General features: G+C 64.0%; 6 protein-coding genes. 4 read left to right on the top strand and 2 right to left on the bottom strand.

Annotated features, from left to right (window positions below; genetic code table 11):
* Positions 1 to 119: 119 nt before the first annotated feature.
* Positions 120 to 4829, bottom strand: a complete 4710-nt coding sequence (locus ACM6IM_RS27660) for a dermonecrotic toxin domain-containing protein (RefSeq protein WP_414866845.1) — start codon at positions 4827 to 4829, stop codon at positions 120 to 122.
* A gap of 93 nt (positions 4830 to 4922) precedes the next feature.
* Positions 4923 to 12599, bottom strand: a complete 7677-nt coding sequence (locus ACM6IM_RS27655; RefSeq protein ID WP_414866844.1) for a dermonecrotic toxin domain-containing protein — start codon at positions 12597 to 12599, stop codon at positions 4923 to 4925.
* A 306-nt stretch (positions 12600 to 12905) separates the two neighbouring features.
* Here ACM6IM_RS27655 and ACM6IM_RS27650 point away from each other — a divergent pair, with 306 nt between their 5' ends.
* From ACM6IM_RS27650 to astD, 4 genes are all read left to right on the top strand, one after another.
* A complete protein-coding gene (locus ACM6IM_RS27650; RefSeq protein WP_201193296.1) occupies positions 12906 to 14126 on the top strand; it encodes an aspartate aminotransferase family protein in 1221 nt (406 codons plus the stop codon).
* Positions 14127 to 14252: 126 nt separating this feature from the next.
* The gene (aruF, locus tag ACM6IM_RS27645) at positions 14253 to 15272 is read left to right on the top strand and encodes an arginine/ornithine succinyltransferase subunit alpha (protein WP_192305789.1); all 1020 of its coding nucleotides are present in this window, start codon (positions 14253 to 14255) and stop codon (positions 15270 to 15272) included.
* Between the two features lie 71 nt (positions 15273 to 15343).
* On the top strand, positions 15344 to 16369 hold the full coding sequence (gene astA / locus ACM6IM_RS27640) for an arginine N-succinyltransferase (protein ID WP_414866843.1): 1026 nt from the start codon (positions 15344 to 15346) through the stop codon (positions 16367 to 16369).
* On the top strand, positions 16366 to 17835 hold the full coding sequence (gene astD / locus ACM6IM_RS27635) for a succinylglutamate-semialdehyde dehydrogenase (RefSeq protein ID WP_414866918.1): 1470 nt from the start codon (positions 16366 to 16368) through the stop codon (positions 17833 to 17835). Before astA ends, astD begins: the two co-directional genes overlap by 4 nt.
* Positions 17836 to 17915 lie beyond the last annotated feature (80 nt).

Genomic DNA, 17915 nt, shown 5'->3' with positions numbered 1-17915 from the left:
GCACAGCCAACATCACCGGCGACTGACCCACCGCTTTCGCGAGCAAGCCCGCTCCCACAATGTATTGAGTGGTTCCAGGCTATTGAGAACGCCTCCAAAACCTGTGGGAGCGTCACTCCCTACTCATCCGCCTCCGATTCGTCGGACGTGGCCATTTGCACTTCGCCGCGCTGGATCACGGCTTCGATGCCGAAGTCGATACCGGTCTTTTCGTAGTGGGCGATCAGGCGCAGCAGCGTGGCTTCGCTGAACGGGTTGTTGGACAGGTGCAGGACATCCGCCTGGTCCGTCGTCATTTCCAGGATGTCGCTGGGGACATCGGTGATGGCGTTGTTGCTCAGGTCCACCCAGTCCAGTGCGGCTTTGTCCAGCAAGCCACGGGGGATTTCCCGCAGGCCTGTGTCATGCATCACCACGGTCGCGAGGCTTTGCATCTGGCTGAAGTCCGGGGTGAGTTGCAGTGGGTTGTGCGCCAGGTCGAGGTACTCGATACCCTCCATGCCCGCCAACGCGCTGGCCGATTGCGCTGACAGGGTGATCCGGCAGTTGGGCAGCGACAGTGAGTTCAACGGGCCCATCTTGAACACCGCCTCAGGCAGATTGCCCAGGTCAAAGTCGCGCAGCTTCAGGCGTTTCAGTTTGGGGAACGCCTCAAGGAAACGCCCGATGCGTGTCGCGCCATGGTCGCTGCGCAACTCCAGCGCCGAGACATGGCTGAAGTCGGCGCGCAGGGCCGGCAGCTCACCGTGAATCACCGAATCGAGCACCAGCTCGTAGGTGGGTTCGAGCAGCTCATTGAATTCGTCCAGCTCCATGTCCTGACGCCAGCAGCGTTGCAGCGCCTGCATGAAGGCATCGCGGTTGAGGTGCTCGGTTAGCACCTGATCGGCGGTGAAGGGTTCGCCGGACACCGGGTGCAGCGCTGGCAGGTCGGCGGTCCAGGCGGACAGGTCGTGACCCAGTTGCGCCAGCTCGGCTTCCAGCCGGGTCAGCTCGCTCAGGCTGTCGGCCCAGGTGCCGGGCAGTTCGTAGAGGAAGTCGCTGGCCTGTGCCGATTCCAGGTTCGGGTACAGCGCCATGACCCGCTGAATATCCGCCGCCGGTGCCGACACCCCGAGATCGTAGGCGGTCTGGAAGTAATGCAGCTTGATCTGTTCCCGCGACGCCTCGGTGAGCGGGTTGTTGGACAGGAACACCCCACGCTTTTCATGCACCGGGCTGTCGAACAGACCGGGCGGCAACTGGTCGATGGCGTTGTTCATCAACATCAGGGTGTTGAGCCCGGTGTGTTGCGTGGCGCCACGGGGCAGGGCGGTCAACCCGGTGTCGCTCAAGTCGAGGTGAACCAGCCCCGGCATCGATTCGATCCCCGGCACGGCGTCAAACGCATTGCGGTTGAGATCGAGGACCTTGAGTTTCTTCATCGACGCCAGTTTTTTCCAGGCGATGCCGTCGAACTGAATTCCGCAATCGCTGAGGATCAAGGTTTCGAGGTGCGGCATGTTCGCGATCGCGTCGGGCAGCCGGTCGAGGGTGAAACGGCGCAGCTCCAGTCGGCGCAACCCGCTGAACCGCTGCACAAAGGCCGGGATGCCGTGCGCGGCGCGGTGGCCCTCGAGGGTCAGTACCGAAACGTCGGGAAAATCGGCCGTGAGGAGGGGCAGGTCGCCCGGAATCGGCTCGCTGAATCGCAGCGTGTAGCGAAAGTCACCATCGCCTGCTTCGACGTCACGCTCGGACTGGCGTCGCCAACTGCGGCGGATTTCCTGCGCCAGCAAACGGCGATTGTTGCGCGTCCCCTGCTGTTCGCTGTCACTCAGCGCCAACCCGGTTTCCGGGTCGAGGACCGGGGTGTCGTTGATCCAGCGGCTCAGATCGCGATGCAATTGATGCAGTTCGCTGGCCCGCCGCGTGAGTTCCATGCGGGCGCCATCGGGATGGCTGCGCAGGCTGGCAATCACCGCGCTCAATTCCTCTTCGTCCAGCCCGCGATAGAGTTCGAGCACCCGGTTCTCCAGCGTGGGGATTGCGCTGCCATGGCGGCGCGGGTAACCCTGGGTGCCGCCGGGCAGGCGCATGGTCGACGGGTCGTAAACGGGTTTTCGCAGCGGGTGTTTGGCGAACAGCGTGCGCAGTCGCGGCTGGTTCGTCGCGACATCGACGATGCGTTTTTTCAGCGCCCGGCTGTCTTCGCCGACAAGCCCCAGCGTGTCGCGCTCGGCCTGGGTCAGGGTGCCCAGGAGCACCTGGTAGAAGGTGCCGTGTCGATCCGGGTTTTCATGCAGGTGAAAGGTGTCGTCCTGCTCGTTGACCAATGTCTTGACGTCCGGTGCGTCGGCCTCGCCGAGGCTGTCCAGCACCTCGCCGGTGTGCGAGTACTGGCGCACTTCGATGCACAGGCGGGTCGGCCAGCCGGGCATGGATTCCAGGCTGTGCAGGGCCAGTCGGCGGGTGTCCACGGTTTCCATGTCGGGCAGGTAGAACCCCTCGTAGGCCCGAGCGACCCGCACCGCGTCCAGGGCCTTGTACGCCAGATCGGTCAGGCGCCGTGGCGTGCGGCCGTGGTGCATGTCCAGGCGTTCGCTGGCGGTGGCGTTGGCCACCAGTTCCCCGGCGATGTCGGTCGGCAGCCCGCGCACGGCGCCTTGCAGCAGTTGGATGTCGCGGTCGCTGGTTTGCTCGCTGTCGCGGTAGCGCGATTCGAACAGCGACAGGCGCTGGTGCAGCGCTTGCTCACGGTCGGGGTGCTGGCGGGCGGGGTCGTCGATCAGGGCCTGGATATCGCGGTCGATCCTGAAGCGTTTGATCGTGTCGGTCAGCAGCGAAGGCGGGCGCTGGTGCTCGACGTGGACCTCGCGCAAGACGTTGTCGTGGAAGCCGCTGATGCGCAGGATCTGCTCGCGTTCGGCGTGGCTGAATGACTCGACGCTGTGGCCGAGGCGGCGCATCACGGTGTCTCGATCCCAGGTGATCGGGTCATCCAGCACGGTCTGCCAGGCGCCGTGGTGGTTGTGTTGCAACGGCGGCTGATAGGCCTCGGCGCGGGTCGGATGCTCGATCTGGAATTCGCCGCTGGGGCTGTCCGGTTTCACCGCGTAAAGCTTGTCCTCCAGGCGCAACAGGGTCTTGCCCTGGTGTCGATACAGACCCAGCTCATCGGGCCTGGCGTTTTTCGGCAGTTCGAGCGCCTGCTCGTAGGGCGTCAGGTCCGGCCGCCAGTAGCGGGTTTTGCCGGCGTTGCGCACCGGTTTGAACGACGAGAACAGGGCCACGGTTTGTGCGGGCAGCAAGCGACTGAATGCATTGGCCGCCATGGCGCCGCCCACGGCGAAGACCCCGAGTTGCACCGCCGTTTGCGCGATGTTGAGCAACTGGCCCAGCGCCTGGGTTTTCAAACCTTCGGCCCAGTCGATGATGCCTTCGAAGGATTCGTCGAGGACCTGATAAGCCAGGTAGGCCAGCATCAACTCGCCGAGAAACGGCACGAACGGCAGGGCCACGAACGACACCACTTCGACAATCGTGCTGGCGATTTTTCCTAGGGCGTCCCACAGCGCCCAGCGTGCGGCGCGGTCGGCGCTGGCGGTGGAGACGGCCACGGTACGCGCGTCGTTGAGGATTTTGTTCAGGTGTTGCTGGTAGAGGTGGGGCCACAGTTCAGCGTTGATCGGGTTGACCGAGAACTGCAGGTTGGGGGTGTCGATGGGCGTGTTGCGCCAACTCGGCTGCGAATCGCCGGGCTGGCGTTGATGCCAGCTGACGCGGCCCAGGCGCCGGGTGAGGTCGGCGAAGAAATGCCCGCGTTCGCCATGATCGACGAAGCGGCTGAAAAACGCCTGGTAGGCAGGAGAGCGCAGTTTGCGGGTCAGGTCGCCGATGAACGCCTGGGCGTTCTCGTAGTGTTTGAGCGGCGCCTCGGGGTCGTCGGGAATGTACGCCACTACCGGCAGGGCTCGCCGCGCGCCTTGCAGTCCGGCGGCGAACACCAGGATTCCGGTCAAGGTCGAGGCCATCATGCTCAGGCTGTGGCCGCGCAACGTGCGATTATCCGCGCGCGGGGCCTGGAGAACCTGCTCGTGGATCGCTCGATAAACATCTTCTGGCAGGTCCTTGCGCAGGTGCGCTATTTCCAGGGCGGCCCGCAGCGCGGTTTTGTGCGACTGGATGACGTAGGTTTTGATCACCTCGCTGGCCACCCGGTTGTTCAGCCCCAGGGATTCCTTGAGGTAGGCCTGGTAGCGGGCGCCGATGTCCAGCTCGCGGCACAACTGGGTAAAACGCTGAATCGGCAGTTGCCGTTTGATCGCTGGCAAGGTGTCGAACTGCCCGGTGGGCGAGGGCTCGGTGATGTAGGTCGAGTCCGGCTCGTAGGCTTCGTCGCGTGTTTCCGAGGCCTGGAAGTTGTGCAGTGCCGCGTCCAGCAGTGACACCGTCCAGGTGCGCGCGGCACCGGACGTAATCGGCAACCAGGGAATGTGCTGCGGGATGTACAGGCGCAGGAAGGTGGTCTTGACGTCCAGTTCGAGGCCGAAGCGGCTGCTCAACGCCGCCGTCAGCAGCGGCTCGGCGAAGTCCCGGGCGTTTTGCAGCCTGGCCAGCCGTGACTCCAGGCGCGTGCGCTCGATCATGTGCTGGTCGCTGGCGTTTTTCAGCGCCTGCCATTGCTCGCGGGTCGCGAGCGCGTGCCATGAGGGACGTTGCAGGTCCGCGTCGGCCAACCTGTCGCGGGTGGCCGGCGATGCCTTGAGCAGCCACGGCGGCAGGTTGTTGAATGCAGGATGAAAGTGCACGTCGGGCAAGGCCGTCCATGGGGGTTCCGGGTGATTCATTGCGCAGTCCTTAGCGGTTGATTGGGTTGCCAGCAAAACAAAGGGCGTCTGGCCCTGTGCGGTACATAGTTAACGCACAGGGCCAGGGCGGTCTCAGTGCTCCATGTCGATGCCATTCGCCGGGTCATCGGCGCGTGGCCGTTGCGTCAAGCCGTCGATGCCCAGGGTGTTGCCTGTTTCACGAAAGTGCGCGGCGATGCGCTCCAGGCTTTGCGCTGACAGTGGGTTGCCGCGCAAGTCGAAGCCCTGGGTGAAGTGGGCAGCGGCTTGCGTCAGTTCGATCGGTACCTGGGTGATGGCGTTGTAGCTCAGCTCGGCACTGAGCAAACCGTGGTTGGCGAGCAGCCCTTTGGGCATGACGGTCAATCCGGTGTGGCTCAGATCCAGCGAGGTCAGGTCCTGCATGTGGCTCAGGTCGGGCGCCAGGCCCAGCGGATTGCCGCGCAGATTCAGGCTGTCGAGGTCGTGCAGGCCGGCCAGTTTGTCCACCGATACCCTGTCCAGGGTGATGTGGCATTCCGGCAGGCTCAACGCGGTCAACTGGCGCATGTTGAAGATGGCGTCGGGAATCCTCTCCAGTCGATAACCGCGGATCGCCAGACGGGTCAGGTTGGGGAAGTGCTCGAGAAAGCGGCCGATCCGCGGAGCGTGGGGGCCGTTGTGGGCCAGGTAGAGTTCCAGGACATTGCCGAAGTCAGCCGTCAGCACCGGCAAGTCGCCGAAGAACGACGCGTTGAACTTGAAGCTGAGTTCATCGGCGAAGCGGTTTTCCACCGGGATGGTTCGCCAGCATTGTTCCAGGCTGTCCTTGAACGCCCGCCGCCGCTCTTGCTCCTGTGCCCGTGCGGAGGCGTCGAGCGGTTCGCCGGTGGTCGGGTGGTGGGCGGTATCTGCGACCCAGGCGTCGAGGTCGTCGATCAGCGTGGCCAGCTCGGTTTGCCGGCGAGCCAGTTCAACGCGACCCTCCGCCAGGGTGCCGGGCAGGGCAAAGATCAGGTGGCTGGCTTCGATGCTGTCCAGGCCTGGGTACAGCGCCAGGGCGTGCTCGATGTCTGCCGGGGCGGCCGAGGCGCCGAGGTCGCTGCCGGTTCGCTGCCAGTAGGCTTTCAAGCGTTCAAGCGTCGCCTCGGACAGCGGGTTGTTGGTCAGGTCGAAACCGTCGCCGTTGGCCCCCGGCAATTGATAGAACGCTGGCGGCAATTCAGTGATCAGGTTGTCGCGCAACAGGGCGGTGTTCAACTCGGGAAGGCTCGCCACGCCGGGAGGCATGCGCTCGATGCCGGTGCCGGAAAAGTCGATGAACGTCAGGGTTTTCAGGGGTGTGAGGTCCGGTGCGCGGCCCAGCGGGTTATCGAACAGGTCGAGCATTTTCAAGCGTGGCAACGCGCCGAGCACGGCTTGCCCTTCGTCATCGAAGACCACGCCGCAACGGCCCAGAACCAGAAACTCCAGGGTGGGTATGCGGGCAATCTCGGAGGGAATCCGGCCCAGGTCGAAATGGCGCAGTTCCAGGTGTTGCAGGCCGCTGAAGCAGTCGAGGAAACGCGCCTGCATGCGCAGGGCATCATGACCTTTGAGGGACAGCAGCGAGACATGGCTGAAGTCGGCGGTCAGCGCCGGCATCTCACCGATGAACGACGGCTCGGCGATGAAGGTGTTGTCCCGCAGCTCCGGTGTGTTGGGCACCCGCTGGCGCCAGAATTGCTCCAGCTGCTGCGCGAACGCTTGCCGTGCAATGTGCTCGGCGTCGATCTCCTGGGCGTCCAGCGTGTGCCCGAGTGACGGGTGTTCGGCGGGGACGTTCTGAGTCCAGTGCTTGAGGTCCTCGGTCAACTGGCTGATTTCGGCTTCCCAACGGGTCAACTGCGCAAGACCGTCCTCGAGCGTTCCCGGCAGCTTATAGATCACATGGCTGGCATCCTCTTTATCCATCATCTTGAACAACGCCTGGACCCGGCCGATCTCTGCCTGCCCGGCGGGCACGGCAAAGTCACGACCGGTGGCGGCGTAGTGGATCTTGATCTGCTCCCGGCTGTCGGCCGACAGCGGGTTATGGCTCAGGTTGATGCCGTCGGCGAAACGCTCGTTGACCGAGAACAACTCGTCGGGCAGCTCGGCGATCCGGTTGTTGTAAAGCGTTGCAATCCTCAGGTTCTCCAGGCGGGTGAAGCCCTTCGGCAATTGGGTGATCCCGGTGTTTGCCAAACGCAGTTCATTGAGTAACGGCATGGCCGTGATATCCGGAGCGACCGTCAGCGGGTTGTCGCTCAGGTCCAGCGCTTCGAGGCCATCGAGTGACGAAAGGACGGCCTGGCTCTCTGGGGTCAGGGTCATCTGGCAGCGCGTCAGGGTCAGTTCCCGAAGCGCTGACATCTGCGTCAGCCCCGGGGGGACTCGATCCAGGGCGAAGTCATGCAGGTCGAGGATGCGGAGGTTGGGGAACCGTTCGAGGAACCGCTCGCTGCCGAGAACGCTCGGGTTGCCGGCGAGGCTCAGGCTGGTCACATGGCCGAAATCCGCCGTGATCGGCGGCAGGTCGCCGCAGAAATTCAGGTTCAGGACGAAGGTGTCGGCGCGCTTCTGCTCAGGGTCGGGACGACTGCGCCAGTATCGCTCCAGGTCCTGGGAAAACTGCATCCTGGCCCGTTGCTCGGTGAATCGCTGATCGGCATTGAGCGGTTCACCGCTGACCGGATGATGCTCCGGCACGTTTTTCACCCACGCCGCGAAGGTGTCGATCAGTTGCGTGAGTTCCGACGCCCAGCGCTGCAGGTGCTCGCGGCCCTCTTGCAAGGTGCCGGGCAGGTCGTAGATCACATCGCTGGCGTCCTCCTCGTCCAAGGTGGGGAACAATTGTTGCACCTGCCTGATGTCGGCCTCGTCAGCGCGCACGCCCAGGTCTTCTCGCTGGTCCTGAAAGTAGCTTTTGATCCGTTCACGGGTGGCGAGCGACAACGGGTTATGCGCGAAATCCAGGCCATCGACTTGTGCCGCAGACAACGTGAAGAACTCATCGGGCAGGGCGGTAATGCGGTTGCCACTGAGCACGGCGGTCATGAGTTCGGTGTGCCCGGCAAGACCGACCGGGATCGTCGACAATCCGCACCGGCTCAGGTCCAGGTAGGTGAGCGCGGGCAGTCGTGTCAGGTCGGGCGGGCTGCCCAGTGGGTTGTTGGCCAGTTCCAGGGTACCGAGCATGTGCGGTGCGGCCAGCGCCAGTTGGCCATCGGCCGGTAGCGTCAGGTGGCAATGGTCGAGGCTCAGGGTGCGCAGCTTCGGCATTCTCGCCAGCGCCGGGGGCAGGTGGTTGAGCGTGAAGTCCTTGAGGTGCAGGCCCCGCAGGCCGGGGAAGCGTTGCAGGAACGGGTCGATGGCACCGATGTGGGGATTGCCGACGAAGGTCAACAGCGGCACATGACTGAAATCGGCGCTGAGTGCCGGTAGATCGCCGATGAACTTCAATTCCAGCCGGAACCGCTCGGGATGGTCGCTGAATCGATTGCGCCAGAACGACTCCAGTGATCGGGCGAAGGCTTCCCTGGCCACCTGTTCGGTAAACATCTCATTGATGTCAAGCGGCCGATGTGTCGCGGGATCGCGCTCCGGGGTGTCGTTTTCCCAGCGCGACAGGTCGCCGACCAGGACAGTGAGTTCGGCTTCCCAGCGGGTCAGTTGTTCCCGGCCTTCGGCCAGCGTTCCGGGCAGGCGATAGAGCAGGTCGGTGACCTGCCCGATGTTCATTTGCGGAAACAGGTTGCTCACCCGAGCGATGTCCACGTGTTCGGGCAACACGGCGAAGTGCGTGCCAGTGCGCAGGTAATGACGTCTGATCCGTTCGCGGGTGGCGGTGGACAACGGGTTGTCGGCAAAACAGTAGCCGTTGCTCAGTTCCGCGCCCAGTGTGTAGAGCGGCTCGGGCAATTCGGTGATGGCGTTGTTGGAGAAGTTGCCAATGATCAGTTGCGGATGATCGAGCAGGTCCGCGGGCACCGTGCGGATGCCGGTGGCGGCCAGGTTGACTTCGCGCAACGTCGGTATGGCGTGCAGGTCAGGTGCGTGCGCCAGTGGATTGTTTTGCAGATCCAGCAGTGACAGCAGCGGTGAGGAGGCGAGGATCCGCTGGTCGGACGGCGACAGCGAGAGGGCGCAGTTGCGCGCCACCAGTTGGCGCAGTTCCGGCATGGCGGTGATGGCCTGGGGCAGGCCTGGCAGCTCGAAGTTGACCATCTCCAGATGCACCAGGCCGGGCAGGTTCTGCAAAAAACCATCGAGGCCGGTGGTGCCGCTGCTGCCGTTGATCTGCAGCGAAGCGACATGGGCGAAGTCGGCGCTCAGGGGCGGCAGCTCGCCGGGGATCGAGCCCGGCACGAACAGCATGTAACCGACAGGGTTGCGGGTTTCCCGGCGCCAGCATTGCAGCAGGGCGTCCTTGAACAAACGGCGTGCCTGGCGGGCGTCCTGGTATTGCGCCTCGGTCAGCACGCCCCCTTGGCGGTCGACGGTCGGGGTCTGGTTGACCCAGCGTCCCAGGTCATCGGCCAGTCGCGTGAATTCGTTGCCCAGGCGCGACAACTCGGCCCGTACCCCGTCGGGGTGGTTGCGCAATCGCGTCAGCAGCGCGTCGATTTCATCCATGTAATACCCGGGAAACAGCGCCTGGGCGCGTTGTTCCAGGGTGAAGGGCAGTTCCTGGGAGGTGGGCTCCGTGCGCAGCAGGCGGCGATAACCCTGGACGGTCACCAGGCGCAGGGTGTCGAGCGCAGGCGCCTGCACCGGTGGGTGGGAAATCGCCACGCGCAGTTCACTGCGTGCCAGCGGGCGTTCGCGAATCGCGGCTTTGAGCTGCTGCCCCTGGCCGATGTGCAGGTTCAGCGCCTGGCGTTCCGAGTCGGGCAGGGCGTACAGAATGCTCGAATAGAAATCGGTGACCGAATGCAGCGCCTGGCCGCGATCGTCAAAAGGCTGGTAGCGACCGTCGGCCTGGCGCACAAGGATTTTCTGCAACGGGGCCTGCGTCGCTCCGGCGCTGTCCAGCCGGCGTCCTTCATAGCTGCCGTCGCGGACCTCGATACGCACCTCATGGGTCCAGCCGGGTAACTGTTGCAGGCTGTGCAGCGCCAGGGTCTCGGTGTCGGGATTGTTCACCGAATCCAGCTCCAACCCTTCGAAGGCACGGGTGACGCGCACTTCCTGGTTGGCCAGCTCAATCAGTGCCTGCTGGCGCGCGGGAAGCTGTCCCTGGCGGATCTGCTGGAGTTCCTCGCCGGTCGCGGTGTCGGCCAGCTCCCGTGCGACGCTGAGCGGCAGGTGCGGATCGTGTTGCACGATCTGGCGAACCCGTGGGTCTTGGGTTTGCTCAAGAGATTGGTAGCGTGATTCAAACAGCGACGTGCGGTGTTCCCGGGCCAGGTCCACCAGTTGTTTCCTGAGGGCACGGGTCCGACTGTCGAGCGACGGTGTCGGGTCACCAAACCCTTCGCCCAGCAGCGTTTTGATCTCGCTGTCGTCGAGGGTCTGCAGCAACGTTTGCAGGAGGTCGCCCTGCATCAGGTCATAGTTGCCTGCTTCAATGAATTGCAGGGGTTTGTCCGCTGGCCAGCGCGGGTGCCGCTTGAGCAGTTGCAGCAGCAGCGATGGCTCCGCGAGCAGGTATTGCTCGGGCGATTCGCTGTCCAGTTGGCCGATGAACCGTTCAAGGTCCTGATCGATCTGGAAGCGCTTGATACTGTCGGCCAGCAGTGGCGGCAAGGACTGCTGATTGACGTGCATCTTGCGCAGCGCGTCCTCGGAGCAGCCGCTGACCTGCAGAATCCGCTCGCGACGGGCGTCGGAAAAGCCTTCGACCGAATGGCCGATGCGCCGTAGCGCGGTGGAGGTGTCCCACTCCAGCGGCTGCTCGAGTTCGGTGTGCCAGGCGCCGTCGCCGTTGTGGTGCAGTGGGGGGCGGTACGCGTCCGGCCGGGTCGGGTGTTCGATGTGGTATTGCCCGGTGATCGGGTTTTGGCTCACCGCATAATGGGCCTGGTCGATGGGCAGCAGTTGTTTGCCTTGATGCGCGCGCAGGCCCAGCGAGTCGACTTCGGTTCGAGCGGCTGGCGCGGGGTGTTCATAGGCCTTGAGGTCGGGTTTCCAGTAGCGGGTATTTCCATTGGCCAGGGTGACCGGCTTGAAGCGGTCGATGAACGCCACGACCTCGCTGGGCAGCACTTTGCGATATTCCCCCGCGCCAATCGCCGCGCCCGCCGCGAACACCCCCAGTTGTACCAGCGACTCCACGGCCCCCATCAAGTGTTCGAAGCCTTCGCGGGTTTGTCCCAGCGTCCAGTCGATCACGCCCTCGAAGGTTTCATCGAGCAGTTGATACGCCATGTAGGCCATCATCAATTCCCCCAGCCCCGGCACAAATGGCGCCACGATGAAGGCGGCCGTCTGGAGAATCTCGGACGCTATGTCGACGAAGGAATCCCACAGCGCCCAACGCGCTTTCCGGTCGGCAGATGCGGTGGAGACGGCGAGGGTGCGGGCGTCATTGAGGATCTTGTTCAGTTTGCCCTGATAAAGGTGGCGCCACAGGTTGCCGTCAATGAGCGAGGCGGTGAACTGCAGGTCCGGTTTTTCCACGGGTGTTGGCCGCCAGGACGGCAGCGTGCTGCCGGCGACCGGTTCGTGCCACGCCAGTGTGCTCAGGCGCGTGTTCAACGTGGCAAAGAACACACCGCGTTTTTCGTGAGCCACGAAGCGGCTGAAGAACTGCTGGTACGGCGCTGAGCGCAGTTGGCGGATCAACTCGGCGGCCATCTCGGCGCTGGAGGCGTACTGCTTGACCGGGTGCTCGGGGTCACCCGGCACGTAGGCGACCACGGGCACCGCTTTCTGCGACCGTTCCAGGTCCGGGGCAAACAGCACGATGCCGGTCAGGCTCGCCGACATCATCGTCAGGTCGTGGCAGCGCAAGGCCTGGCCGTTGATGCGCATGCCTTGCAATCCGTCGAGCAGCCCGCCGATCAAGCGCAGATATTGCTCGTCGAGGTCACCGTTCATCCGCGCCCACTGCAGGGCGGCTCTCAGGGCGGCTTGCTCGCTTGCGTCGATTTTCAGGCGCAGTACGGCAGCGCCCACCGGCTCGGAAAACCCCAGGCTTTCCTTCAGGCAGGCCTGGTACTGCGCACCTATGTCGAGGGTTCTGCACAGTTTGATGAACGCCGGGATGCTCAACGTCTGCTTGATCTGGGGCAGGGTGTCGAATTGACCGGTGGGCGTCGGTGCGCTGATGAAGCACGAGTGCGCTTCGTAGGCATCGTCTTCGCTCTCCTGCGCGTCGAAGTTGTGCAGGGCCGCGTCCAGCAAGGAAACGGTCCAGGCGCGGGCGCCGGTTTTCAGCGCAAACCCGGGCACGCTGACCGGCACGTACAGGCGCAACCAGGTGTTTCTCACGTCCAGGTCCAGGCCGAACTGGTTTTTCAGCGCAGCCCTGAGCAAGGGTTCGGCGAAGGCGCTGGCGTCCTGCAGGTGTTCCAGGCGTTTATCGACCGCGCTTTGTGCGCTCCAGTGCGCGGCAGTCAGTGTCTGCAGGGTCTGGTGCTGTTCGGGCGACGCTGCCTTCAATCCGTCGGCAAGTCGGGGTGGCGTGGCCTTGAGTGCCTGGCGCTGAGCGGGCGAGACCTGGCCAAGCCAGTCGGGCAGGGCGTTGACGAGGTGCTGGTAATGGCTGTCGGGGTGTTCTGAGGGTGCCGCGCTGACCGTGGCCGAGCGATCCTGGACCTGCTGCATCGTGCTTTTCCTTGAGCGTTTGGAGAGTGCGCAAGGAAATCAAGGACGGGCGCGGGGCTGGCGGTACATAGTTATCGGATCGACAGCGCGGTGAAATCAAATCCGCGCGACCCTGCCTCTTGCCCCGTCCGCAGTTTAAACTGCGCCTTTGCGACGCTATATGTCGCATTGCCGTAAACCCGGCTGAAACCGGGGTTTGCGCTATAAGAAGTTGTCGCTTGGCGACAAGGCCGGGCTGAAAACTGTCCTTACAATCCTCACCAAGCTCGCCAGTTTCAGGCGAGTGTTCCTCTTCAGGAGACTCCGATGTCCGTTGAGCACGCTGCGGTAGAACGCGCCGATTTCGACCAGGTAATGGTTCCCAACTACGCGCCTGCCGCTTTCATTCCGGTACGTGGCGCCGGTTCCCGCGTCTGGGACCAGTCCGGTCGCGAGCTGATCGACTTCGCCGGCGGGATTGCCGTTAACGTACTGGGCCATGCGCACCCGGCGCTGGTCGGTGCGTTGACCGAACAGGCGAACAAGCTGTGGCATGTGTCGAACGTGTTCACCAACGAGCCGGCCCTGCGCCTGGCCCACAAGCTGATCGACGCGACCTTCGCCGAGCGTGCCTTCTTCTGCAACTCCGGCGCCGAAGCCAACGAGGCCGCGCTCAAGCTGGCCCGTCGCGTCGGCTTCGACCGGTTCGGCAGCGAAAAATACGAGATCATCGCCACGGTCAACAGCTTCCACGGCCGTACCCTGTTCACCGTGAACGTCGGTGGCCAGCCGAAGTACTCCGACGGCTTCGGTCCGAAAATCACCGGCATCACCCATGTGCCTTACAACGATCTGGCGGCGCTCAAAGCGGCCATTTCCGACAAGACCTGCGCGGTGATCCTGGAGCCAATCCAGGGCGAGAGCGGTGTGATCCCGGCCGAACTCGACTACCTGCAAGGCGCCCGTGACCTGTGCAACGCGCACAACGCGCTGCTGATCTTCGACGAAGTGCAGACCGGCATGGGCCGCACCGGCCACCTGTTCGCCTACCAGCATTACGGCGTGATCCCGGACATCCTCACCAGCGCCAAGAGCCTGGGCGGCGGTTTCCCGATCGCGGCGATGCTCACCACCGACGCGCTGGCCAAGCACCTGGTGGTCGGCACTCACGGCACCACCTACGGCGGCAACCCGCTGGCGTGCGCCGTGGGCGAAGCGGTGATCGACGTGATCAACACCCCTGAAGTGCTGGCTGGCGTGAAGGCCAAGCATGAAAAATTCAAGGCTCGCCTGCTGCAGATCGGCGAGAAATACGGCCTGTTCAACCAGGTGCGCGGCATGGGCCTGCTGATCGGCTGCGTGCTGACCGATGCCTGGAAAGGCAAGGCCAAGGACATCTTCAACGCCGCTGAAAAAGAAGGCCTGATGGTCCTGCAAGCCGGCCCGGACGTGGTGCGTTTCGCCCCGAGCCTGGTGGTCGAAGACGCCGACATCGATGCCGGTCTGGACCGCTTCGAACGCGCGGCGGCCAAACTGACGCAAGCCTGATGGACCGTTCGGCGCCCGAAGATTCGGGCGCCGATCCCAATGTCATGCCGGGCCGATTTTCCTACGGAAGTTCCAAAGTCGGCCCGGCTTGTTTTTCTCAAAGAATTTTAAGAAAGGAGTGACACCATGCTGGTGATGCGCCCCGCGCAAATGGCTGATCTGGGCGAGGTACAGCGTCTGGCTGCGGACAGTCCGATTGGTGTCACTTCCCTGCCGGATGACGTTGAACGCCTGAGCGACAAGATCGCCGCGAGCGAAGCGTCGTTCGCCGCCGAAGTCAGCTTCAATGGCGAAGAGACCTATTTCTTTGTCCTCGAAGACACCGACACCGGCAAGCTTGCCGGTTGCTCGGCCATTGTCGCTTCGGCCGGTTACTCCGAGCCGTTCTACAGTTTCCGCAATGAAACCTTCGTGCACGCCTCCCGCGAGCTGAAGATTCATAACAAGATCCACGTGCTCTCCCAATGCCACGACCTGACCGGCAACAGCCTGCTGACCAGTTTCTATGTGACGCGCGACCTGGTGGGTTCACCCTGGGCCGAACTCAATTCACGTGGCCGCCTGCTGTTCGTGGCCAGTCACCCGGAGCGCTTCGCCGATTCGGTGGTGACCGAGATCGTCGGCTACAGCGATGAAAACGGCGACTCGCCGTTCTGGGACGCCATCGGCCGCAACTTCTTCGACCTCAACTACGCCGAGGCCGAGCGCCTGTGCGGGCTCAAGAGCCGCACGTTCCTGGCCGAGCTGATGCCGCATTACCCGATCTACGTGCCCCTGTTGCCGGACTCGGCGCAAGAGGCCATGGGCCAGGTGCACCCGCGGGCGCAGATCACCTTCGACATCCTGATGCGCGAAGGCTTCGAGACCGATCACTACATCGACATTTTCGACGGCGGCCCGACCCTGCATGCGCGTGTTTCGGGGATCCGTTCGATTGCCCAGAGCCGCGTGGTGCCGGTGAAAATCGGCGAGACGGTCAAAGGGGTCGGTCGTCAGTACCTGGTGGCCAACGCCCAGTTGCAGGATTACCGCGCCGTGTTGCTCGAGCTCGATTACGCGCCGGGCAAGCCCGTGACCCTGGATCTGCAAGCGGCCGAAGCCCTGGGCGTCGGTGAGGGTGCCAGCGTGCGCCTGGTGGCGGTTTAACGCCTGCTTGCCAACCTGGAAAGCAGCAAGAGTTTCGCGGGTGGCGCAAGCGGCCCGTTTGAGGAGATAGCATGATCGTTCGTCCCGTACGCAGCAGCGATTTACCCGCTCTGATCGACCTGGCCCGCAGCACCGGCACCGGCCTGACCACCTTGCCGGCCAACGAAGAACGCCTGACCCATCGGGTCGGCTGGGCCGAGAAGACCTTCCGCGGCGAAGCCGGGCGCGGCGATGCGGACTACCTGTTCGTGCTCGAAGACGACGACGGCCGTGTGGTGGGCATTTCCGCCATCGCCGGTGCCGTGGGCCTGCGAGAGCCCTGGTACAACTTCCGTGTCGGTCTGACCGTCAGCGCCTCGCAAGAGCTGAACATCTACCGCGAAATCCCCACGCTGTTCCTGGCCAACGACCTGACCGGCAACTCCGAGCTGTGCTCGCTGTTCCTGCACGCCGACTTCCGCACGGGCCTCAACGGCCGCATGCTGTCCAAGGCGCGGTTCATGTTCATCGCCGAGTTCCCGCAGCTGTTCGGCAACAAGATCATCGCCGAAATGCGCGGCGTCTCCGATGAAGCCGGGCGTTCGCCGTTCTGGGAAAGCCTGGGCCGGCACTTCTTCAAGATGGAGTTCAGCCAGGCCGACTACCTGACCGGGGTGGGCAACAAGGCGTTCATCGCCGAATTGATGCCGAAATTCCCGCTGTACACCTGCTTCCTGTCGCCGGACGCGCGCAACGTGATCGGCCAGGTCCACCCGGACACCGAGCCGGCGCTGTCGATGCTCAGGAGCGAAGGTTTCAGCTATCAGGGCTACGTCGACATTTTCGACGCCGGCCCGGCCATCGAATGCGAAACCGCCAAGATCCGTGCGGTGCGCGACAGCCAGGCGCTGGTGCTGGCCATCGGTACGCCGGGCGAGGACGCCACGCCGTTCATCATTCATAACCGCAAGCGCGAAGACTGCCGCATCACCGCCGCACCCGCACGCTTCGCCGCCGGCACGCTGGTGGTTGACCCACTGACCGCCAAACGCCTGCAACTGACCGCAGGCGATCAGGTGCGCGCCGTTCCGTTGTCCGCTGCCCGGGAGTCGAAATAATGAATTCGCTATACATCGCAGGTGAATGGCTGGCCGGCCAGGGCGACGCCTTCCAGTCGTTGAACCCGGTGACCCAGCAAGTGCTGTGGGCGGGCGAGGGCGCCACCGCCGCCCAGGTCGAGTCGGCCGTGCAGGCGGCGCGCCAGGCGTTCCCCGGCTGGGCCCGGCGCACGCTGGATGAGCGCATCTCGGTGCTGGAGGCTTTTGCCGCCGCCCTGAAAACCCACGCCGACGAACTGGCCCGCACCATCGGTGAGGAAACCGGTAAACCCTTGTGGGAAGCAGCGACCGAAGTGACCAGCATGGTCAACAAGATTGCGATCTCGGTGCAGAGCTACCGCGAGCGCACCGGCGAGAAGAGCGGCCCGCTGGGCGACGCCACCGCCGTGTTGCGCCACAAGCCCCACGGTGTGGTGGCGGTGTTCGGCCCCTACAACTTCCCCGGTCACTTGCCCAACGGGCACATCGTGCCGGCGTTGCTGGCCGGTAACAGCGTGCTGTTCAAGCCCAGTGAGCTGACGCCGAAAGTCGCCGAGCTGACCGTCAAGTGCTGGATCGAAGCCGGCCTGCCGGCCGGCGTGCTGAACCTGCTGCAAGGCGCGCGGGAAACCGGCATTGCCCTGGCGGCGAACCCCGGGATCGACGGCCTGTTCTTCACCGGTTCCAGCCGGACCGGCAATCACCTGCACAACCAGTTTGCGGGGCGTCCGGACAAGATCCTCGCCCTGGAAATGGGCGGCAACAACCCGCTGGTGGTCGATCAGGTCGCTGACGTGGAGGCCGCGGTGTACACCATCATTCAGTCGGCGTTCATCTCCGCCGGCCAGCGTTGCACCTGTGCGCGCCGTTTGTTGGTGCCGCAAGGCGCCTGGGGCGATGCGCTGCTGGCGCGGCTGGTGGCGGTCAGTTCGACCCTCGAGGTCGGCGCCTTCGACCAGCAGCCGGCGCCGTTCATGGGCTCGGTGATTTCCCTGGGCGCAGCCAAGGCGTTGCTCGACGCCCAGGCGCACCTGCTGGCCAACGGCGCGGTGGCGCTGCTGGAAATGACTCAACCCGAAGCCCAGGCGGCCTTGCTGACGCCGGGCATCGTCGATGTGACGGCGGTGGCCGAACGTCCGGACGAAGAGCTGTTCGGTCCGTTGCTGCAAGTGATCCGCTACGCTGACTTTGAAGCGGCGATTGCTGAAGCCAACGATACCGCCTACGGCCTGGCGGCCGGCTTGCTGTCGGATTCCGAAGCGCGTTACCAGCAATTCTGGCTGGAAAGCCGCGCCGGCATCGTCAACTGGAACAAACAACTGACCGGTGCCGCGAGCAGCGCACCGTTCGGCGGCGTCGGCGCCTCGGGTAACCACCGTGCCAGCGCCTACTATGCGGCGGATTACTGCGCGTACCCGGTGGCCTCGCTGGAGACGCCGAGCCTGGTGTTACCTGCCACTTTGACGCCGGGCGTGAAGATGGCGTGATGCCAATCGCGAGCAGGCTCGCTCCCACAATGATCGGGGTGTCCACAAGTGGTGTGTACACCTCAATCCTCGCTGTGGGA

Source organism: Pseudomonas sp. IT-P12 (assembly GCF_949767465.1).
Taxonomy (GTDB): domain Bacteria; phylum Pseudomonadota; class Gammaproteobacteria; order Pseudomonadales; family Pseudomonadaceae; genus Aquipseudomonas.
The sequence above is the reverse complement of the archived record's forward strand: the minus strand, read 5'-3'. Positions and strand labels throughout refer to the sequence as shown.

Coding starts and splice junctions, on each gene's coding strand:
- ACM6IM_RS27660 (WP_414866845.1), bottom strand. CDS start 4,829: ATGAATCACCCGGAACCCCCATGGACGGCCTTGCCCGACGTGCACTTT.
- ACM6IM_RS27655 (WP_414866844.1), bottom strand. CDS start 12,599: ATGCAGCAGGTCCAGGATCGCTCGGCCACGGTCAGCGCGGCACCCTCA.
- ACM6IM_RS27650 (WP_201193296.1), top strand. CDS start 12,906: ATGTCCGTTGAGCACGCTGCGGTAGAACGCGCCGATTTCGACCAGGTA.
- aruF (WP_192305789.1), top strand. CDS start 14,253: ATGCTGGTGATGCGCCCCGCGCAAATGGCTGATCTGGGCGAGGTACAG.
- astA (WP_414866843.1), top strand. CDS start 15,344: ATGATCGTTCGTCCCGTACGCAGCAGCGATTTACCCGCTCTGATCGAC.